We start from the raw sequence: 20,663 nt of genomic DNA, 5'->3' as shown, positions 1-20,663 counted from the left end.
ATGAAATTACGTGAGCTGGCTCATTCGCGTACCGGCGACAAAGGCAATACGCTCAACATCTCGGTGATCTGCTATGACGCGAAGAACTATGAACATCTACGCACGGTGCTGACGCCGGAGCGGCTCAAAGCGCATCTGCGTGATGTAGTGCAGGGCGAGGTGGCGCGCTACGACCTGCCCGCGATTGCCGCGTTCAACTTCGTGCTGGGCAATGCGCTCGGCGGCGGCGTGACGCGTTCGCTCGCACTCGACGCACACGGCAAGTCGCTGAGTTCGTCGTTGATGGATCTCGATGTCGAGGCGCCGACCGCGTAGTACGCGAATGCGGCCGCCTTCAGGCGTCCGCTTCTTCCCAAGGCGGCACAGGATGCCAGGCCTCGATCAACTCATCGATGAAAAGCCGCACTTTCGGAGTCAGGTGCCGGCGCGTCGGATAGATCGCGCGAATCGGCAGCGCCTGCGCTGCGAACGATTGCAGCAACGGTTGCAAGCGCCCCTGGCGGATTTCACTCGCAACCAGATAGGTGGGCAGATTGATGATGCCCACGCCATTCACCGCCGCGCCGACTAGAGCCTCGGCGCTGTCCATCTTCAATCTGCCGCCGGTTTCCACGACCTGTTGCTCGACGCCGGCAAAGAGCCACGGTTGCGGTCGTCCCAGGCTGACGAATTGCAGGCACTCGTGGTGCGCGAGATCGAGCGGCGAGACCGGCGCGCCGCGCTTCCCCAGATAACCCGGCGACGCACACGTGATCAGCTTTTGCGTGGCCACTGTGCGGGCGATGAGCCGCGAGTCCGGTTTCGGTTCGCCGACGCGGATGGCGACGTCGACCCCCTCGTCGACGAGATCGACGAAGCGGTCCGTGAAGCTGACCTCGGCGCTGACCGCCGGCCAGCGTTCGAGAAACGACGCGATGATCGGCAACACCTGGCGGTGACCGAGCGCAATCGGCAGGCTGATGCGTAACGTGCCTGCCGGCGTCCCGCTGCGCACCGCCATGGCCGTCTCGGTCTCTTCGAGGTCTTCGAGTATCTGCGTGCAGCGCGCGTAAAACACGGAGCCGTCGTCGGTGAGTCCCAGACTATGCGGCGTTCGATGCAGCAGCCGCACCTGCAAGCGCGCCTCGAGACGGGCAATGATCTTGCCGACCGCCGAGCGCGTGATCCCGAGTTGCTGCCCCGCCGACGTAAAACTGCCGGCCTTGACCACGGTGACGAAGGTCGCGATGTCGTTGATGTTGCCGAGCGCCAAGTCGAGATCCTCCCCAACGGGTGTGTGCAACGTGGATGAGCGGCTTCGCGCGATCTGTCGCGCTCCGATGATAGCGCGTCGCCCGTCTGTCGCGGTGAAGGGGAGCCACATTCCCCATCGATCCTCCTACTCTCCGTTCAGGACGCAATGCCCTCAATTTCAATGTCTGAATCGGAGAAACATCCATGGATGCCAATCAATTTGCCAGCTCGTCCGCGAGACCGGCACTCGCGAGCGACGGTGCGCCGCCCATGACGACTGTGGCGGCGGCCACGCGCGGACCGTCATGGGCCGCGGTTTTATCCGTCGCGGTCGGCTCATTCGCTTTCGTCGCCACGGAATACATGCCCGTCGGCTTGTTGCCGCAGATCGCGCACGATCTCGGCGTCACGCCCGGCACAGCAGGACTGATGGTGACGACGCCGGGCATCATCGCCGCGATCTCGGCGCCGGCGCTGCTGCTTGCCGCGGGCCGCATCAACCGCCGTTTGATCCTGTTGCTGCTGGCCGTGCTGCTGCTCGCGTCGAACGTGATCTCCGCAATCGCACCGAGCTTCGCCGTGATGCTGGTGGGCCGCGCGTTGCTGGGCGCAAGCCTCGGCGGGTTCTGGACCGTTGCGCTCGGCGCGTCGGGACAACTCGTGCGCGAGGACCAGGCGGCCCGCGCCGGCGCGACGATTTTCATGGGCATCACGCTGGCGACGGTGATCGGCGTGCCGCTCGGCACCTTGATCGCCAATTTGAGCTCGTGGCGCATGTCGTTTCTCGCAACCTCGGTGCTCGCGGCCGTCGCGTTGGCCGCGCAGGCCGTGTTTCTGCCGTCGCTGCCGCCCAAGGCCGCAATCCGCATGAACGACTTCCGCGCCATGCTGCAACGCTCGAACGTGCGCCGCAGTCTGTGGCTGGTCGGGTTGCTGTTTGGCGCGCACTTCGCCGCCTATACGTACATCGCGCCGTTCCTCGAGCGCAATGCGGCGTTCGGTCCGTCGTGGGTCACGGCGGTGTTGCTCGGTTTCGGCGTGGTCGGCTTCGCTGCGAATTTCGCGGTTTCCGCTGTAGTGACGCGCCATCTGAAGGTCTCGCTGCTGATGTTGGGCGCGCTGATGGCGCTCACCTTGTTCGCGTTGCCGATGCTGCAAATCTCGCGTGTGGGTATGATCGCCGCGGTGATGGCGTGGGGCATCGCGTACGGCGCGATCCCGCTGAGCCTGAGCATCTGGATGCAATGGACTTCGCCGGACCGCCCTGAAGCGGGTTCGTCGATGTTCGTCAGCACCGTGCAGACCTCGATCGCGCTCGGCTCGCTGGCCGGCGGCGCGGTGGTCGATCACCTCAGCATCGCCTCGACGATGCGCTTCGGCGGCTTGCTCGCCGTGCTGAGCATGCTTGTAATCATGACATTCAGCACGCGTCACGCGAGCCTGAAGGACGTGCTCGATAAGTAGCCGGCACGCTGTTGAAACACAGTTGCCGCGCAATCCAAACAATCGGTGATGGGAGTGCAGTCCAGCAGGCGCAAGGGTTTCGGCGCATTGCGGACTGCACGCTCCGAAGTCTTCGGAGCGGCGGCCCGTTTTTCTGCGCGGGCCGCGCCTATAGATTGTCAATCAACGCCGGACAGCGCCGTGAAGCGCTCGGCGGCAATCATTCACCGGATCAACTTCAAGAGAAAAGAACATCATGAGCAAGCTGTTTACCCCCGTCAAAATAGGACCTTATGAATTCGCACACCGCGTCGTGCTCGCACCGCTGACCCGCATGCGTGCCGAAGATGGCGCGCGCCCCGGTCCTCTGATGGCCGAGTATTACGCGCAGCGCACTTCCGCAGGCGCATTGCTGATCGGCGAGGCGACGATTGCCGCTGTTGAAGGCAACGGTTACCTCGGCGCGCCCGGCCTTTTTGAAGACCGTCAGATCGCCGGCTGGCGCGAAGTCACCGACGCGGTGCACGCGAAAGGCGGCAAGATCTTCCTGCAGCTCTATCACGCAGGACGTCAGTCGAATGCCGAATTGCAGCCCGAAGGACGCCGGCCGGTGGGCCCGTCGGAAGTGCTGCATGGCGGCGTCGCTTATACCAAGGCCGGCTGGATTCCGAACACACCGAACCGCGCGCTGGAGATCGACGAGATTGCGGCGATCGTCGAGAGTTTTCGCACGGCGGCTGAACGTGGCGTGAAGGCGGGCTTCGACGGCGTCGAATTGCACGCTGCGAACGGCTATCTGTTCGACCAGTTCTTGCAAGATGGCAGCAACAAGCGCACGGACGCCTATGGTGGCTCGTTCGAGAATCGCGCGCGCTTTTTGATGGAAGCCACCCGTGCTGTGATTTCCGTGTGGGGCAGCAACAAGGTCGCCGTGCGTCTCGGACCGAGCGGGTCGTGGGGCGATATGTCGGACAGCGATCCGGTCGGTCTCTTCACCTACGTTGCGGCCGAGTTGGCCAAGCTCGATCTCGCGTATCTGCACCTGATCGAGCCGCGCATTGCCGGCAATGTCGAAGATGAAAGCCGCGATCCGAACCCGGTCGCCGCGCAGACGATCCGCCGGCACTACGCGGGGACGATCATCGCTGCGGGTGGTTTTAAGGGCGATTCGGCGGAAGCGATTCTTGTTGATGGAGATGCCGATCTCGTCGCGTTCGGCCGCGATTTCATCGCCAATCCGGATTTGCCGGAGCGGTTGCGCCGCAAGTTGCCGCTCAATACGTACGATCGGCCGACGTTTTTCGGCGGCACGGAAGTGGGCTACACGGACTATCCGTTTTATGAAGAAGAGGCGGTGAGCGCATAAGCTCGCTGCTTGTCGAAGCGGATGTTGTGAAAGCCGGCGTGTTCAGTGAGTTGATGAATACGCCGGCTTTTTCGTGCGAGGCAGTACGCGGTGAAGAGTCCCGAGCGCGGATCGTCCGCTCAAGCGCGGCCAGCGCCACGTGCCGCCGCAGCGGAGACAGGAAACAGATGCTCGCTCAGAAAATCGACGAAGACTCGCGCCTTAGGCGAGATCTGACGCCCGGACGGCCACAGCGCGCGAAACACGGTAGGCGTATCCGTGTACGGTTGCAGCACGGCAACCAACGAGCCTCGCGCGAGCTGTGCGCGTATCGTGAAGTCGGGCACGCAGGCAAGGCCCAGGTCCTGTTCGGCAAGCATTGTCAACGGCTCGACGGCGGTGGCAATGGCCACCGTTGGAAGGTCGATGTCCAGCGTTTCGCCATCGCGGCTCAGCGGCCAGCGGCGCAGTTTGTTGGTGGTCGGAAAACGATGTTGCAGGCAGGCGTGGTCACGCAGTTGCTCGGGTTCGCCAGGCACACCGCGCTGCTCGAAGTAAGCGGGCGAGCCGACGATCACATGCCGGTACGTGCCCATCGCGCGCGTAACCAGCGTGGAGTCGCTCACATCGCCAGTACGCGCCACGACGTCAAACCCTTCCTCGATCACATCGACCATGCGATCAGAGAAATCGATATCGAGCGTGATATCTGGATACTCCTTCATAAACGCGCCGATTACCGGCATCATCAGCGTGCTCACCATGGGCATACTGACGCGCAGCAGTCCGCGTGGCGCGGAATTGGCGAGCGCCAGTTCGGTCTCGGCCGCTTCGATTTCTCCGATGATGCGCTGGCAGCGCGTCAGAAAGGTCGCGCCCTCGGGCGTCAACGCGATGCTGCGCGTGCTGCGGTGAAAGAGGCGCACGCCGAGCCGTCCTTCGAGCCGCGAGATCGCCTTGCCGACCGCCGACGACGAAATGCCCAACTGGCGGCCCGCTTCAGTGAAGCTGCGGGTTTCGGCGGCGCGCACGAACACGTTGAGCGAACCGAACCGGTCCATCGCACCCTGCGAAGCGCCGCTCTCACCGGTAGCAGCCGGCGTCGTTGAACGCGCCGCGACTGCGGCAGGACGGCCTGCGTGATTGGGCGGCGTCATCGGGAGCTCCTTGTCAGGCCCGCTGCAAAACGCTGGAAAACAGCACTTCCTTCAGATTGACGACCGGCGCCGGATCGCGCTGCGCTTTGGCGAGCAGAAACGCGCCTTGCATCGACGATACGATGAAGGTGGCGAGTTGCTCGCAGTTCGTATCGGCTCGCACCTCGCGCGCCGTGACAGCGGCCCGCAGGCAATACAGAACGGACTTTTCGATTTCGGCGAAGATCGCATTGAGCCGCGAGCGGATCGCTTCGCTGTCGCTCGAGTCGGCGGCGAAGTTGCCCAGCAGGCAGCCATTGCGCGAATCGTTCTGGCTGATGAGCCGGATATGCACGTCGATGTATTTGCTGAGACGAAATAGCGGTTTCAGTTCGTCGTTGAGCAGCGTCTCGCGCATCTCGGCCTGTGCCCGGTCGAAATACAGTTCGATCACTTCGAGGCCGAATGCTTCCTTCGACGTGAAGTGGTTCGTGAACGAGCCATGCGGCACGCCCGCCGCCTTGACGATGTCCCGCACGCTCGCGCCGTTGAAGCCGAATTCGTGGATGACGCGCATGCCTTCGGCGATCAGCGTGTCTTTGTGTGAAGGTTTCGGCATGGTCGGAAGTTCTCTGGCAAGACGGGCGCCCCGCATTGTGTCATGCACAAGTGCGGGGGGCTGATGAATGGACCGCGTCAATCGAGTTCGATATGGCGGCCGCTGTCCGATGATTCTACGGCGGCGTCGAGCAGCTTGTGCAGACGCACCGCATGTTCGAAGGTCGGCGCGGTGTGGCTGCCGGTGCGGACGTCGTCGGCGAAGGCTGCGTACAACTGGGCGAGTTCCAGTACCGCCGATGGCAGATCGGACGGCGGCAACTGGTCATACGACGCGGGCACGGGCAGCGACGCGAGCGGCAGGTTGTCGCCGTGCGCGCCTTCGATCACGTAGTCGTCGCCGACATTGCCGAACGCCGAACGATTCGTGATGCGCAGATCGCCTTCCGTACCCGTGATGTCGATCTGCACGCCCGAGCCATTGCGCTTGCCGCCTTCGATATGCACCGACAGCACCGCGCCGTCTGCAAGGCGGCCGGCGAGCACGAGTTGATCGGGCGTGGTGGTCGGCATGACTTCGCCGGTCTGCGCGATCGTCACCTGCTCGAACTGATTGATGCTGAGCGCGGCAATGCTGTGCGGCCACCCGGTCGCTTCGAACAGCATGTCGAGGAAGTGGCCCGCGTAGATCGCGATCACGCTCGAGAAGTTTTCCGGCGGCACGGTCCAGCGCAGCGACAGCGAACGCAGCGCCTGGAAGTAGTTCATGCTCACGTGAATGCGCACCGAGCGCAGCTTGCCGACATAGCCTTGTGCGAGCAGATCGCGCACGTAACGGTTGTGCGGCGCGAGCCGCCTTTGCAGCCCGACCACGTGACGCACGTTGGCCTCGCGCGCCAGATCGATCAGTTCCTGCGAGGTGGCGACGCGTGGCGTCAGCGGCCACTCGCAGTAGACGTCCTTGCCGGCTGCGATCGCGGCGCGCACGCCTTCTGCGTGCTGCGGCGCCGTCGTCAGAACGATGACCAGATCGACTTCGGGATGCTTGACCAACTCATCAAGTGAATCGACCACATATTTGAAGCCGTAGCGTTCGGCGACGGCCTCGGCCGCCTCGCGACGCTGGCTGAACACGGCGGTGAGTTCGTATTGGGGCAGCAGGCTCAGCACGCGTACGTGCCCGTGTTGCGCCCAGTTGCCCACGCCGACGATACCGACGCGGATCGGCGCGGCGCTGGATACTGCGGAATTTTGAGTCATGGAAACACCTGCGCGAGAGCGCGCGACGGGTCCGGCCGGCAACGCACTAGCCTGTTTCCGGCCGGACCAAACAACGATGGATTAGACGCCGGCGAACTGGTCGTTGAACTGCGTGACGAATGCGGCTTCGTTCGGACCGGGGTTGTTGCGCATGGGGCGGGCGATCTCGACGACGGCTTCGTCGGCGTCCGTGCCGAGTTCATGCATGGTCTGTTCGATGAACGGCGCAAGCGGCATGGCGCGCGGTTCGTTCTTGCTGTCGAGCAAGTCCGTCTGCACCCACGGCGGCGCAATTTCGACGACGCGCACCGAGGTGTCCTTCAGCTTGTAGCGCAGCGATTGCGTGTACGAGTGGATCGCGGCCTTGGTCGACGAATAGACGCCGGAGATGGCCATCGGCACGAAGCCGAGTACCGACGACACGTTGATGATGGTCGCGTCGCCTTGCTGCTTCAGATGCTCGACGAGCGCGCCCGTCAGGCGGATCGGGCCCATCAGGTTGGTGGTGAGCGTGGAGACGATCAGCGCGTCGTCGACCGGTTTGCTGAGGTCGTCGATCTGCATGATGCCGGCGTTGTTGATCAGCACGTTTAGCGACGGGTACTGCGCGATCAGTTGTTGCGAGACCGAGGCAATGCTCTGCGGGTCCGTGATATCCAGTTCGACCGACTGCATGCCGGGGTTGGCGGCAATCGTTTCTTCGAGATTCGCCTTGCGGCGGCCGGCGATGATGACCTGATTGCCGAGTTTGTGGAACGCTTCAGCGAGTCCGCGGCCGATGCCCGAACCGCCGCCGGTGATGAAAATAGTGTTGCCCGTGAGTTTCATGATGGATATCTCAAAGTGGATTCAAGGTCCGCGTTGTTGTCGGAGTTGGACAGCGAGCGCGCGATGGGAGAAATATGGACGAACGTATTAAACCCATCAAGCGGCTCGACATGAATGCACTATTCCGCTGAGACTAACAATGCTGCACGGGTGGCGACGCTTGTGGTCGCGCCGTTCCACCCGGTCTATACGTCAACCAGTACGATTGTATTTTTCAGAAGAAAGGAGGGCGGTGGGCGGCCGCCCGCTCACCGGCGAATCAGCCGCCCGCTTTACTCAACTCGTGAGCGCGGCGCAGCCGTTCACGGCTGTTGCTCAGGTGCATGCGCATGGCGGCGCGCGCGTCGTCCGGGTCTTGCCGTTCGATCGCCCGATAGATCATCTGATGCTCGCTGAGCACGTTGCGCAGATGCTCGATATGGTCGAGTTCCGCGATCTCCGCGGAGCCGAGCCGCGTGCGAGGACTCACCGCGCGGCCAAGCTGGCTGAGCACGTCGAAGAAATAACGATTACCGCTCGCGCGTGCAATCTGCAAATGAAACTCGATGTCGTGCGCGAGCGTATCGGTGCTGCCGCGCTCGAGTTCGGACTCGAAACGCTCCAGCGCGCCGCGGATCTGCTTCAGGTTCTGGTCGGTGCGCCGCGCCGCGGCGAGCGCGGCGGAGGCGGCTTCGACGTCGATACGGAATTCGATGATCGCCATCACGTCCAGCATGCTGGAGAGATCGGCGGCGGGCAACTGCATGGATTTTTCCGTGGCCGGTGCCAGCACGAAGGTGCCGATGCCGTGACGCGTTTCGACCACCTTGGCCGCCTGCAGCCGCGAAATCGCCTCGCGCACCACGGAGCGGCTCACCGAGAGCTGCTTCATCATCGCGACTTCGGTGGGAATGCGGTCGCCCGGCCTCAACGTGCCGCGGCGGATTTCATCGGAAAGGGTGGCCACCACCTTCTCAGTTAGGCTGCTCATTTCTGTGGCTGGTTGATTGTTCGGCTGGAAATACACACGTTGCGTGCGAGTGGCGTCGTGCGACGCGTCGACATAGCCATCATAGCGCCTGTCCGGATCAGCACGATTTGATCCTCGCGTTCGCTATGGTTGGCGGAGATGAGGTTTGGCCCCGGCATGACAGATGAAAAGCGGGAGTGATTTCTATGTCATCAGACATCCTAGTTCAAATTCTAAATATTCGTCTTCATTCGGACTGAGTGCGTTGCCAGTACGGTGGTATAGGCACATTTGCAGGGTAAACACTGCATTGGAATTGCAAATAAAAGCACGGTAGACTGTCGTCAGACAACGTATCACGCGTTTCGGGACGGAAGACCGGCCTTTTGAATGCGCCGCGTTGCGCTCGATCAGGTCGCCTGAGCGGCCGAAACTGGAGACCATCTTGACCTCTGCTCTCACCACCGCCGCCGATCCGCTCGAATCCGCGGTCTCCAAGGTCAAGCGACACGTGCTGCCGCTGTTTCTGATCATGTTCATCGCGAACTACATCGACCGCGTAAACATCGGCTTCGTCAATTCCCACATGCAGACGGACCTGGGCATTGGCGCCGCGGCTTACGGCCTCGGGAGCGGTCTGTTCTTTATCGGCTACGCGCTGTTCGAGGTGCCCTCGAACGTGTTGATGCAGAAGTACGGCGCGCGCGCGTGGCTCACCCGCATCATGGGCACGTGGGGGCTGGTCGCGGCGGCGATGGCGTTCGTCTGGAACGACACCTCGTTCTATGTGCTGCGGTTCCTGCTCGGCGTCGCCGAGGCCGGCTTCTTTCCCGGCGTGGTTTTTTACTTCACGCAGTGGCTGCCGCAGAAGGAGCGCGGCAAGGCGGTGGCGGTTTTTCTCGGCGGCTCCGCGCTCGCATCGGTTCTGTCCGGTCCGATCACCGGCAGTCTGCTGTCCATTCGCGGCTTCGGTTTGCACGGCTGGCAATGGATGTTTCTCATCGAAGGCGGCTTTTCGATCGTGCTGTGCGCGATGAGCTGGATGCTGCTGAAGTCGCGTATTCGCGATGCCTCGTGGCTTACGGCTGAAGAGCAGAACGTGCTGCAGACGTCGATCGCGGCCGAGCAGGCCGAACGCGAGGCGCACGGCGGCGCGCATCTGCCGGCCATGAAGCTGCTGAAGGATCCGCAGATTCTGCTGTTCTGCTTTCTGTACTTCGCCATTCAACTGACCATCTACGCGGCCACCTTCTGGCTGCCCACGATCATCCGCAAAATGGGTGGCCTGTCCGACTTCGAGGTCGGCATGCTCAACGCAATTCCCTGGCTCATCGCCATGTTCGCGATGTACTGCTTCGCGTTGTTGTCGGCGAAATGGCGCTTCCAGCAGGCGTGGCTGGCCGTGGCGCTCGTCATTGCGGCGTGCGGGCTGTTCGCTTCGACTTCGGGCAATCCGGTGCTGTCGTTCGTGGCCATCTGTTTCTCGGCGATCGGCTTCAAGGCGGCGGCTTCGCTCTTCTGGCCGATCCCGCAAGGTTACCTGGACGCACGCGTCGCCGCAGCGGTGATCGCGTTGATTAACTCGGTAGGCAACCTCGGCGGATTCTTCGCGCCGGCCACGTTCGGCTATTTGCAGCAGCACACCGGGTCGATTACCGGCGGCCTGTATGGCCTTGCCGTGGCTTCGTTGATCGCGGCGGCGGCCGGTTTCCTGACCCGCAACCGGCGCGTGAACCACGACGCGATGCCGGAATCGCTCCAGCATGAAGTCCACTGACTACACTGACTGACAGAACCGCCAATCATGCGTCACGCACTTTCCAGTTTCCGTCCGGTGCCCGTGTCGAGCGCGACTGCACAGCGCCTTGATTTCCGCCGCCCGGCTCACTAACTCATCCGGTCCAACATCATGTCCACGAAACCTTCCGAATCGAACGCCACTCCGGTCGTTACTGAACTGCGTGTCGTGCCTGTCGCCGGCCGCGACAGCATGTTGCTCAATCTGAGCGGCGCGCATGGCCCGTTCTTCACGCGCAATATCGTCATTCTGCGCGACAGCGCGGGGCATACCGGCGTCGGTGAAGTGCCGGGCGGCGAAAGCATCCGCAAGACCATCGACGATGCGCGTCCGCTCGTCGTCGGTCAGTCGATCGGCAATCTGCAAGCGGTTCTGAACAAGGCGCGCACGCAATTCGCCGACCGCGACGCAGGCGGCCGCGGTTTGCAGACCTTCGATCTGCGCACCACCATTCACGCGGTGACCGCGCTCGAAGCCGCGCTGCTCGATCTGCTCGGCCAGCATTTGGGCGTGCCCGTCGCCGCGCTGCTCGGCGAAGGCCAGCAACGCGACGAAGTGGAAATGCTCGGCTATCTGTTCTACATCGGCGATCGCAAGAAGACCGACCTGGAATACGCGAGCGGCGCCGATGGCCGCGACGACTGGGAGCGCGTGCGTACCGAAGAAGCCATGACGCCCGAGGCCGTCGTGCGTCTCGCCGAAGCCGCGCAGGCGCGCTACGGCTTCAACGATTTCAAGCTCAAAGGCGGCGTGCTGTCCGGCGACGCCGAGATCGAAGCCGTCACCGCACTCGCCGAACGTTTCCCGAAGGCCCGCGTGACGCTCGATCCGAACGGCGCCTGGTCGCTGGCGGAAGCGGTGCGCCTGTGCCGCGACCAGCACGACGTGCTCGCCTATGCGGAAGATCCGTGCGGCGCGGAAAACGGCTATTCGGGCCGCGAGGTGATGGCCGAGTTCCGCCGCGCGACCGGCTTGCCGACGGCGACCAACATGATCGCCACCGACTGGCGCCAGATGGGCCACGCGATCCAGCTGCAGTCCGTGGATATTCCGCTTGCCGATCCGCACTTCTGGACCATGCAAGGCTCGGTGCGCGTCGCGCAGATGTGCAATGACTGGGGCCTCACCTGGGGTTCGCACTCGAACAATCACTTCGACATTTCCCTCGCCATGTTCACGCACGTGGCGGCCGCCGCGCCCGGCAAGATCACGGCGATCGACACGCACTGGATCTGGCAGGACGGTCAGCGTCTGACGCGTGAGCCGCTGCAGATCGTCGGCGGCAAGGTCAAGGTGCCGCAGGCCGCGGGGCTCGGTATCGAACTCGACATGGATGAGATCGAGAAGGCGCACGCGCTTTATCAGCAGCACGGCCTGGGCGCGCGCGACGACGGCGTGGCCATGCAATATCTGATTCCGAACTGGAAGTTCGACAACAAGCGCCCGTGCCTGGTGCGCTAAACCGACGATGATCCGGATGGGGCGTGCATCACCGCGCGCTCACCACACTTGAAGCCTTAAACGCTATTCACGCCATGACTTCACCTCAAGAACTCAAAGCCATCGTTTCCGAAGGGCTGCTGTCCTTTCCCGTGACCGACTTCGACGCGCACGGCGATTTCCGTGCCGACACCTATGCTGCGCGTCTCGAATGGCTGGCGCCCTACGGCGCGACCGCGCTGTTCGCCGCGGGCGGCACGGGTGAATTCTTTTCGCTGACGAAAAGCGACTACACGAACGTGATCCGCACGGCGACCGATACCTGCAGAGGCAAGGTGCCGATTCTCGCGGGCGCGGGCGGCCCGACCCGCGTGGCGATCGACTACGCGCAGGAAGCCGAACGTCTCGGCGCAAGCGGCGTCTTGCTGATGCCGCATTATCTGACCGAGGCGTCGCAGGAAGGCATCGCGGCGCACGTGGAGCAGGTGTGCAAGTCCGTGCCGAACATCGGCGTGATCGTGTACAACCGCGCGAATTCGAAGCTGAACGCCGACATGCTCGAGCGTCTCGCGGACCGCTGCCCGAACCTGATCGGCTTCAAGGATGGCGTGGGTGAAATCGAAGCGATGGTGACGATTCGCCGCCGTCTCGGCGACCGCTTCTCGTATCTCGGCGGGCTGCCGACCGCGGAAGTCTACGCAGCGGCTTATAAGGCGCTGGGTGTGCCGGTGTATTCGTCGGCGGTATTCAACTTCATTCCGAAGACGGCGATGGAGTTTTACCGCGCGGTCGCTGCGGATGATCATGCAACGCAAGGCAGGCTGCTCGACGAATTCTTCCTGCCGTATCTGGCGATCCGGAATCGTCGCGCGGGTTACGCGGTGAGCATCGTGAAGGCGGGTGCGAAGCTGGTAGGCCACGACGCCGGTCCGGTCCGCGCGCCGCTGACCGATCTGACCGACGAAGAGATCGCGCAACTCGATGCGCTGATCAGGAAGCTCGGCGCGCAGTAAGCAACGTGCCAGCTACAGCGGCGGTCGGGCCTGACCGCCGTTTTCAACTCTTGCGAAACACCACGTGCGAGATCCGCTGCATCAGCAGCGCGGCCGCCAGCGCCGCCACTGCCGTCAGCCACACGCCGATATGAATCGACTGCACCAGTGCATCGCGCGCCGTGTCGATCAACGCGAACGTATCGAGCCCTGACGGCTTCATATCCGCGATCAGCTTCAGACGCGACGCTTCGTCGATAAGAATGCGCAGGTCGACGAAGCGAGGCCGCCATTGCGACGCGGCCGGCTCGCCGAGCACGCTCATCGTGCGCGTGACCACGTCGCGATAGTGATGCTGCACCACAGTCGCGACAATGCTCGTGCCCAGCATGCCGCCCACCATGCGCGTGGATTGCAGCAGTGCCGTGGTGATGCCGAAGCGTTCGCGTCCGGCAATCTCCTGGCCGAACACATTCAGATTGTTGAGGATGAAACCGAGACCGATACCGACCGCGGCCATCGGCAATTCGATCCGCACGTGCGGTGTGTCCGGATTCGCAAACGCCAGCGCGATCGACGCGAACAGCAGCAGCGCGAAGCCGATCGAGAGGATCTGCGTCGGCTTCTTCATGTGAATCACGATGCGCGTATTCAGCAGACTGCCGAGTGCGATGCAGGCGGCGATCGGCGTCGCGAGCAGGCCGGCCTGCTGCGGCGACAGTCCGAAGCCGCCTTGCAGCAGCAGCGGCGCGAAGAAGATCAGCGAAAACATCACGAAGCCCGACAGCATGCCGAGCGTGAACAGCGTGACGAGTTGCGGGTCCTTGAACAGATCGAGCGGAATGATCGGATGCGTGGCGCGCTTCTCGCAGATCAGCAGTGCGACCGTGCCCACGATCACGCAAACGGCCAAGGTGAGATTGCCGGCGGTCAGGCCGCTTTTCGGCACTGCTTCGATGAAAGCCTGCAGACCGCCGAGCACAGCGGCAACCAGCGCCGCGCCGAGCCAGTCGATCTTGACTTCGCCTTCATGCGGACGCCGGAAGCTCGGCAGATGCGCCCAGATGAAATAGAGCGCCGCCGCGCCGACCGGCAAATTGATCAGAAAGGTCGAGCGCCAGCCCCAGTGTTCGCTCATCCAGCCGCCGAGCGACGGTCCCGCCGCGGTGCCGATGCCGTACGCGGCGGCCATCACCACTTGCCAGCGCACTCGCGCGCGCGGATCGGGAAACAGATCGGGAATCGACGCGAACGCCGTGCCGACCATCATCCCGCCGCCGACACCTTGCAAGCCGCGCGCGATCACGAGAAACAGCATGTCGTTCGCGACACCGCAGAGCACCGACGCCACCGTGAACGTGATGACCGCGGCGAGCACGAAACGCTTGCGGCCGAAGTAGTCGCCGAGCCGCCCGAACACCGGGACCGTCACCACCGAAGCCAGCAAGTAAGCGCTGGCGATCCACGCGTAGTACTCAAAGCCGTGCAACTCGGCGACGATGGACGGCAGCGCGGTGCTGACGACCGTCTGATCGAGTGCGACCAGCATGTTGACGAGGCCGATGCCGAGCATGGCGAACAGCGCGTTTCGGAAAGGCAGGGCAGTGGCAGTCGGATTCACGGATCTGAGGGGAAAGCTTTTCAAGGTGGACGCTGCGCGGCCGGTGCAGGTCAGGGTCTTGACGACTGATGTCCTCTAGTTGTCTGACCTCTTGGAAGGGATTATACGGGTTTTCCCTTATTCGAAACTATTCTCTGGAATTTCGGGGCAAAAAAATGCCGTGCGCAGCCGGCACGGCATGATGGGTGGAGCGAGCGGGCAAGGGGCGTCGGCGTTGTGCGCGGGGCGACGTACTGGCCGGCCGCGCGCGCAGGCTCAGCCGAAATTCGGACTTTTGCCGAGCGCCAACGCCATGGCTTGCAGCGCGACGAGATAGCCGTTTGCGCCGAGTCCGCAAATCACGCCGGTCGCCGCGCGCGAGATGAGCGAATGGCGATAGGTTTCGTCGCGTTTATGAATGTTGGTGATGTGCAGTTCGATCAACGGTCGCTCGATCAGCTTGACCGCGTCGAAGACCGGCACCGACGCGAACGAAAAGCCCGCCGGATTGATGATCACCGCGGCGTCGCGTTCGAACGCTTCCTGCAGCCAGTCGACCATGGTGGCCTCGCTGTTGGTCTGGCGGAACTCGCATTCGAGTTCCAGCCGGACCGCGAGCGCCTCCACCTGTTGCTGGATTTGCGCCAGCGTGGTCGTCCCATACAGATGCGGCTCACGCTTGCCGAGCATGTTGAGGTTCGAGCCATTCAGTACATATACGAGTTCAGTCATTGTTCGGTCGCCTGTCTGCAAATATTCGATGATTCAGTGTCACGCCGTCGAGCCGTTTATTACGTGCGATGGCTGTTGCTCACGCCCGCCGTCGCAAAGTCCGCTTCGCCCGTGACGGCCGCCGTCGAGTCGGTGCGGTTCATGTCGATGCCGAGGGTTTCGCGCGCAGTCAGGATCATCACCAGCGAAATCACGTTGAAGACCACGCACACGGCGACCACGCCCCACGGCGAACCGTTGCACACGGCAAAGAGCCACACGGCCAGCACCGGCATCGGACCGCCCGCCACCAGGTTCGCACCGGTGTAGGCGAGCGCGGAGCCGGAGTAACGGACATTGGTCGGGAACGCTTCGGCGAACGCGACCGGTTGAATGCCGCTTTGAAACTGCGTGAAGCCGAGGAAGAAGCCCATCGCCGCGAGCATCGGTATAAAGCTTTTGGTGTCGAGAATCTGGAAGTACACGAAGAGCATCAGCAAGGTCGCGGTCGAACCGATCGCGAGCGCTTTCTTGCGGCCGATCCGGTCGCTCAGCATGCCCCCGGCAAGCGCGCCGACGATCGCGCAGACATTGGCGCCCATCAGCAGAAGAAAGCCGGTTTGCTTCGGGATGGCGAGCGTCTTCGTGATGTAGCTGAGCGAGAACACCACGATCAGGTAGAAGATCGCCGCCGGCCCGCAGAAGAACAGCATCCAGCGCAGAACGGTTCTCCAATGCAGACGCAATGCATCGCGCAGCGGGCTGCCCACGTGTACGACTTCCGTTTTGCGCAGCGCCACGAAGGCAGGCGTCTCGCTGACTCGCAAGCGGATATACACGCCGACGATCACGAGAACGAAGCTCAGCACGAACGGGATGCGCCAGCCGTACGAATCGAACGCCTGCGCCGACATCGTGGATGACAGCAGAAGCAGCACGCCATTGGCCATGATCTGACTGAGCGGCGAGCACAGGCCCAGCAGCCCGGAGTACTTGCCGCGCCGGTCGGCGCTGGCGTGTTCGATCGCCATCAATTGCGCGCCGGTCGATTCGCCGCCGAGCGCGAAGCCTTGCAGAATGCGCAGCAGCACCAGCAGGACCGGCGCCCATACGCCGATGCTCGCGTAGGTCGGCAACAGGCCCATCAGCATCGACGCGAGACCCATCACCGTGACGGTGCCGAGCATGAGGTTGCGTCGCCCGAGCTTGTCGCCCAAATGGCCGCAGATGATCGCACCGAGCGGCCGCGCGGCGAGCCCTACGCCGAAAGTCGCGAGCGAGGCGAGCAGGGCGGACGTCGAGTCCATCGAAGGGAAAAACAGTTTGAGCAAAACCGTGGCGGCCAATGCGCCGTAAAGCGTGAAATCGAACCACTCGAGCGCGGTGCCGACGGCCGCCGCCGTGACCGCTCGCGTGCGCATCGCGGCATGCGTGCCTTGTTGCGTTTCCTGAATCATGTTGTCTCCTTAACCGTCGCCGCGCGGGATGCAGGTCGCAAGCGATGAGCGCCGCCAACCGTTTCCCGCTCTCTTGTCTGATCGATGAACTCGGGGTGCTTTCGAATCGCTATGCGCGTCGCGCCGCCTTGGAACCAAGGTTAGCATCCTTGGGTGGGATGCCGTTCCAGGGTGGAATTTGATCCCATAATGTGCAAAACTGCCTGCGCGAACCCCTGCAAACGGAGACCGATATGCCCGGCGTTACGGAGCGCACCCTCGCGGTACTCGAATTTCTCGCCACGCAAATGGAGGGAACGCCGCTCGCAATGATCGCGGACGAGCTCGATATTCCGCGTAGCGCATGCCATCGGCTGCTCGTCGATCTGAAGCAATGCGGTTATGTGCGGCAGTTGCGCGAGCACGGCGATTACGTGCTCACCACCAAGCTCGTCGGACTGGGGCTCGGTTTTCTCGCGACCTCCGGCATCGTGGACATTGCGCAGACCATGCTCGATCGGCTCGCCGAGACATCCGGCGAACTGGTGCGGCTCGCGATCGTGGACGGCGACCGGCTGACGTGGGTCGCCAAGGCGCAGGGCGCGCTGAAGGGTTTGCGCTACGACCCGGACATGGGCATGGACACGATCCTCTCGTGCAGCGCCACGGGCCACGCATGGATGATGACCATGACCGACGAACGCGCGCTCGAACTCGTATCACGCCAGGGCTTCGGGCAGCCCAAGCAATACGGTCCCAACGCGCCGACCACGATCAGCGGACTGCTGAAGTTCGTGCACGCCGCGCGCGAACGAGGCTATGCGACCATCAACGAAGTCTTTGCCCCCGGCATGACGGCCATGGCCGCGCCCGTGCAGCGGCGCGGCTATCCCGCCATGGGCGTGATCAGCATTGCCGGGCCGCTCGTGCGGCTCGACGAAAAACGCATGGCCAGCCTCGGCTCGACACTGCTCGCGGCCGCTTCGCAACTCGCCGCCGCGAGCCACGCGTCACCTCTGTTCAATCGAGGCCGCTAGCCGCGTGCGCGTATCGCTGGGCAGGATGCGCTCCGCCTTCAACCGGTCGAACAGCGCGAAGAAGGCGTCGGGCGTGCTCTGATAATCGAGGAAGCCTGCTTGCCGGCTCTTGCTCATATCCGTGAGCACTTCCATCGGGCGGCCAAGGTCCGCGTCGGTGTGCCACCACGAAGCGAGCTTGCCGATGTCGGCCTCCTTCAGATCGAAGCGCGCGGCGATATCGGCCCATGCCTTGCCCGCGTCCTGCATACGGCCTTCCAGCGGACGTGTTTCGCCATCGAACGGTACAGCTTCAATCCCGAAGTAGCCGGCGATTTGCGACCACATCCATTTCCAGCGGAACACGTCGCCGTTGACCACGTTGAAGTCTTCGTTGCGCGCCTTCTCGGACGTGGCGGCCCACTCGATGTGGCGCGCGAGCAGTCGCGCGTCGGTCATGTCGGTGAGGCTGTTCCATTGCGCCGCCGATCCGGGGAAGACGAACGGCTGGCCGGTCTGCTTGCACAGCGTCGCGTAGACGGCGAGCGTCACGCCCATGTTCATCGCATTGCCGAGCGCGAAGCCGATGATCGTATGCGGACGATGCACGCTCCAACTGAAATCGTAGCGCTGCGCGGCGTCGAATAGACGGTCTTCCTGCTCATAGTAAAAGTTGTCGACTGGCTGGCGGCCCTGTTCTTCGCGAAACGGTGTGATGGGCACCGCGCCGGTCGCATACGCTTCGAACGGGCCGAGGTAATGCTTGAGGCCTGTCACGAGCGCGGCATGTTCGAGCATGCCTGACGGGCCCACGGCGTCCATGACGTGACGCACCATCGCGCCGTTCACGCGAATGTTGTCTTTCTCCGTCGCCTGGCGCGACCACGCGGTCAGGAACACGTGGCTGAATGCCTGGCCCGCGAGCGCCTCGCTGACTGAGTCGGCGGACTGCAGATCGGCCGTAATCGATTCGATTGCCGGCGACACCGGCGTGCGGCCGCGCGAGAGTCCGGCGACCTGCCAGCCATTCGAAAGCAACTGGTCTGCCAGATTGCCGCCGACAATGCCGCTCGCGCCGATGATGAGTGCTCGTTTTTCCATGGGAATAAAAGTGAGTAGGTGAATGCCTGTCGACGCGGAGCGGTTCTACGACCGGCTTTGATCCGCGGGCTCAATGCGTCTTCTGCGATAGAAAAGTGACTCGTGTTATGTGGATCGGTTCAGCACGAAGTCGAATTCGAGCGTGCTGAACGGCGTAGTCATGGACGTACCGTCCGGCGCCGTGCCTGCCTCATGGTGCTTCCACTGTGCGACGAGCGATGAGCGAACGCCGAACACAGCGTCCGAATCGAGGTACTGGTCGCCTTCGCGGAACACGTGGGTGACGAGGCGCTCGTAGCCCGGCGCAGTGATCATGAAATGCAGATGGGCCGGACGCCACGGATGCCTGCCGAGCGCTGCGAGCATGCGCCCGACCGGACCGTCGTGCGGAATCGGATAAGGCTCGGCGACGATGGAACGGAAGTGATAACGCCCGTCGGCGAGACTATGGAGCACGCCTCTGGCGCGATGCGTGTCGTTGCCGGCGTGTTGCACGTCGTAGAAGCCGTCCGCGTCTGCTTGCCAGACTTCGATGCGTGCGTTGGCCACCGCTTCGCCGTCCGCGCCCTTGACGGTTCCCGACACGAAGCAGGGTTCGCCGCGTGCGCCGTTGGACACGTCGTCGCCGTTTCGATAGGCGGGCGCGCCTTCGACGAAAAACGGCCCAAAGACCGTCGCTTCCGTGCAGCCAGGCGGCTTGCGGTTCGCCATCGCGGTGACGAGCATCGACAAGCCGAGCGTGTCCGAGAGCAGGATGAATTCCTGGCGTTTGTCGTCGGTGATATGGCCGACGTCGGTGAGGAAACGAATGCCCTGTTCCCATTCGTTCTCGGTCAGGTTCACCTCGCGCGCGAACGCATGCAGATGCCGCACGAGGCTCGTGACGACGGTTTTCAGCCGCTCGTCGCCTGCGTGCGCGTGGCGCGCCAGAACCGCTTCCGTGATCGTGTTTTCGTCGAGATTGCGCATGACCGTGACGTCTCCATCCTGTCGGTCATGCGATTATCGGCTTGTTTGGAATCGGGCGCAGGCAAGCGGATTGCGCTGCGCGCGCCGTTCAAATTTACAGCTTGAATTTAGTGGTTATTCCACCATTGGGTGGCTTTCTGTTTATCCCAGGCGGGCAGCACTTCACGATCGATGGATGCGTTGGTCAGCGCCGGAAAGTCCTTTTTGAATGCCGTCACGTCGTCGTCGAACTGGTCGGTCACGCTGATGTCCCACGTCCCGCCGCTGAAACCGGCGACCGCCTGATCGACCAGCGGAATGACCGGTCCCGCGCGCAATTCACCGTCTTTACGTTCGACGATCGTGGCGTCGATATGGCCGAGATACACGATCGTATTCGGTTTGATGTCGACGACCTCGTGAAGCGGCGTAAAGAACATGCCGTGGAACGGGAATACGCCGCTTTGACCGGTAATGCCGCGCATCACATATTTGCCCGGCGCCAGCGGGAGGCGAATGAAATAGTGATTACCCATGTCGCTCGTCGTGGTGGCTTGATCGTCGAATTTGAAATTCAAACGATCATCCCGCGAGTCTGCCGCACCGCGCTCCATATGCACGACGATAGGACTCGGCTGGTAACTGGTGTGATATGCGTTCTTGAGCGTCACCGTCATTAGCGCGTACGAGTTTTTCGTGGTGTCGACCGAACTCGTCGATGTGGTCGGCGACATGGTGGAAACAGTCGCGCAGCCTGACGTCAATAGCGCGCCGGCAATGGCAAAGAGTGCGATGTACTTTTTCATTGCGAATTGAAAGGAGTGTGGTTGGTATTTTGGCCAATAATTAGCGTTGTTTTATGCAGCGTG

The 20,663-nt window shown here is 62.8% G+C and carries 19 protein-coding genes; 7 read left to right on the top strand and 12 right to left on the bottom strand.

Annotation, left to right across the window (positions count from 1 at the left end):
• Positions 1-315, top strand: coding sequence for an AtuA-related protein (locus P0D80_RS11525; RefSeq protein ID WP_408283843.1), 315 nt, complete (start codon positions 1-3; stop codon positions 313-315).
• Positions 316-334: 19 nt separating this feature from the next.
• On the opposite strand, the gene P0D80_RS11520 is transcribed toward P0D80_RS11525, so the two are convergent.
• On the bottom strand, positions 335-1,252 hold the full coding sequence (locus P0D80_RS11520; protein ID WP_408283839.1) for a LysR family transcriptional regulator: 918 nt from the start codon (positions 1,250-1,252) through the stop codon (positions 335-337).
• A gap of 185 nt (positions 1,253-1,437) precedes the next feature.
• Between P0D80_RS11520 and P0D80_RS11515 the strand changes: the two genes are divergently transcribed.
• Together P0D80_RS11515 and P0D80_RS11510 are read left to right on the top strand one after the other, a co-directional pair.
• On the top strand, positions 1,438-2,697 hold the full coding sequence (locus P0D80_RS11515; protein ID WP_408283836.1) for an MFS transporter: 1,260 nt from the start codon (positions 1,438-1,440) through the stop codon (positions 2,695-2,697).
• Positions 2,698-2,932: 235 nt separating this feature from the next.
• Positions 2,933-4,042, top strand: a complete 1,110-nt coding sequence (locus P0D80_RS11510) for an alkene reductase (protein ID WP_408283833.1) — start codon at positions 2,933-2,935, stop codon at positions 4,040-4,042.
• A 119-nt stretch (positions 4,043-4,161) separates the two neighbouring features.
• Here the strand turns inward: P0D80_RS11510 and P0D80_RS11505 are convergent, their stop codons facing one another.
• The 5 genes from P0D80_RS11505 to P0D80_RS11485 form a co-directional block, all read right to left on the bottom strand.
• Complete coding sequence (locus tag P0D80_RS11505; RefSeq protein WP_408283830.1) at positions 4,162-5,178, bottom strand: LysR family transcriptional regulator; 1,017 nt, start codon at positions 5,176-5,178, stop codon at positions 4,162-4,164.
• Between the two features lie 13 nt (positions 5,179-5,191).
• Positions 5,192-5,776 (bottom strand): TetR family transcriptional regulator C-terminal domain-containing protein, encoded by a 585-nt coding sequence (locus tag P0D80_RS11500; protein ID WP_408283827.1) that lies wholly within the window; start codon positions 5,774-5,776, stop codon positions 5,192-5,194.
• 77 nt (positions 5,777-5,853) lie between these two features.
• The gene (locus P0D80_RS11495; RefSeq protein WP_408283823.1) at positions 5,854-6,975 is read right to left on the bottom strand and encodes a Gfo/Idh/MocA family protein; all 1,122 of its coding nucleotides are present in this window, start codon (positions 6,973-6,975) and stop codon (positions 5,854-5,856) included.
• Between the two features lie 81 nt (positions 6,976-7,056).
• Positions 7,057-7,803, bottom strand: coding sequence for an SDR family oxidoreductase (locus P0D80_RS11490; RefSeq protein ID WP_408283820.1), 747 nt, complete (start codon positions 7,801-7,803; stop codon positions 7,057-7,059).
• A 259-nt stretch (positions 7,804-8,062) separates the two neighbouring features.
• Positions 8,063-8,773 (bottom strand): FadR/GntR family transcriptional regulator, encoded by a 711-nt coding sequence (locus P0D80_RS11485; protein WP_132378736.1) that lies wholly within the window; start codon positions 8,771-8,773, stop codon positions 8,063-8,065.
• A gap of 424 nt (positions 8,774-9,197) precedes the next feature.
• Between P0D80_RS11485 and P0D80_RS11480 the strand changes: the two genes are divergently transcribed.
• From P0D80_RS11480 to kdgD, 3 genes are all read left to right on the top strand, one after another.
• Positions 9,198-10,529 carry an MFS transporter gene (locus tag P0D80_RS11480; RefSeq protein ID WP_408180222.1) on the top strand — a complete coding sequence of 444 codons (1,332 nt, stop codon included), beginning with the start codon at positions 9,198-9,200 and terminating at the stop codon, positions 10,527-10,529.
• 132 nt (positions 10,530-10,661) lie between these two features.
• Entirely contained in the window at positions 10,662-12,011 is a 1,350-nt protein-coding gene (gudD, locus tag P0D80_RS11475; protein WP_408283815.1) for a glucarate dehydratase, read from the top strand.
• Positions 12,012-12,085: 74 nt separating this feature from the next.
• Positions 12,086-13,003 carry a 5-dehydro-4-deoxyglucarate dehydratase gene (gene kdgD, locus P0D80_RS11470; protein ID WP_408283813.1) on the top strand — a complete coding sequence of 306 codons (918 nt, stop codon included), beginning with the start codon at positions 12,086-12,088 and terminating at the stop codon, positions 13,001-13,003.
• A 43-nt stretch (positions 13,004-13,046) separates the two neighbouring features.
• Here the strand turns inward: kdgD and P0D80_RS11465 are convergent, their stop codons facing one another.
• From P0D80_RS11465 to P0D80_RS11455, 3 genes are all read right to left on the bottom strand, one after another.
• Entirely contained in the window at positions 13,047-14,555 is a 1,509-nt protein-coding gene (locus tag P0D80_RS11465) for an MFS transporter (RefSeq protein WP_408284000.1), read from the bottom strand.
• A gap of 303 nt (positions 14,556-14,858) precedes the next feature.
• Positions 14,859-15,314, bottom strand: coding sequence for a type II 3-dehydroquinate dehydratase (locus P0D80_RS11460; RefSeq protein WP_408283810.1), 456 nt, complete (start codon positions 15,312-15,314; stop codon positions 14,859-14,861).
• A 59-nt stretch (positions 15,315-15,373) separates the two neighbouring features.
• Positions 15,374-16,750: an MFS transporter gene (locus tag P0D80_RS11455; RefSeq protein WP_408283807.1), complete on the bottom strand. Its 1,377-nt coding sequence runs from the start codon at positions 16,748-16,750 to the stop codon at positions 15,374-15,376.
• A gap of 233 nt (positions 16,751-16,983) precedes the next feature.
• On the opposite strand from P0D80_RS11455, the gene P0D80_RS11450 reads away from it, so the two are divergent.
• On the top strand, positions 16,984-17,766 hold the full coding sequence (locus P0D80_RS11450) for an IclR family transcriptional regulator (RefSeq protein WP_408283805.1): 783 nt from the start codon (positions 16,984-16,986) through the stop codon (positions 17,764-17,766).
• Here P0D80_RS11450 and P0D80_RS11445 read toward each other — a convergent pair.
• The 3 genes from P0D80_RS11445 to P0D80_RS11435 all read right to left on the bottom strand — a co-directional run bounded on the left by P0D80_RS11445 (position 17,740) and on the right by P0D80_RS11435 (position 20,600).
• A complete protein-coding gene (locus P0D80_RS11445) occupies positions 17,740-18,846 on the bottom strand; it encodes an SDR family oxidoreductase (RefSeq protein ID WP_408283802.1) in 1,107 nt (368 codons plus the stop codon). The two genes, P0D80_RS11450 and P0D80_RS11445, sit on opposite strands and share 27 nt — an antisense overlap.
• Positions 18,847-18,951: 105 nt before the next feature.
• Positions 18,952-19,815, bottom strand: a complete 864-nt coding sequence (locus P0D80_RS11440) for an intradiol ring-cleavage dioxygenase (RefSeq protein WP_408283799.1) — start codon at positions 19,813-19,815, stop codon at positions 18,952-18,954.
• Positions 19,816-19,922: 107 nt separating this feature from the next.
• Positions 19,923-20,600, bottom strand: coding sequence for a hypothetical protein (locus tag P0D80_RS11435; RefSeq protein ID WP_408283797.1), 678 nt, complete (start codon positions 20,598-20,600; stop codon positions 19,923-19,925).
• Between the last annotated feature and the right edge of the window lie 63 nt (positions 20,601-20,663).

The organism is Paraburkholderia sp. RL17-373-BIF-A, assembly GCF_046030175.1.
Taxonomy (GTDB): domain Bacteria; phylum Pseudomonadota; class Gammaproteobacteria; order Burkholderiales; family Burkholderiaceae; genus Paraburkholderia.
The sequence above is the reverse complement of the archived record's forward strand: the minus strand, read 5'-3'. Positions and strand labels throughout refer to the sequence as shown.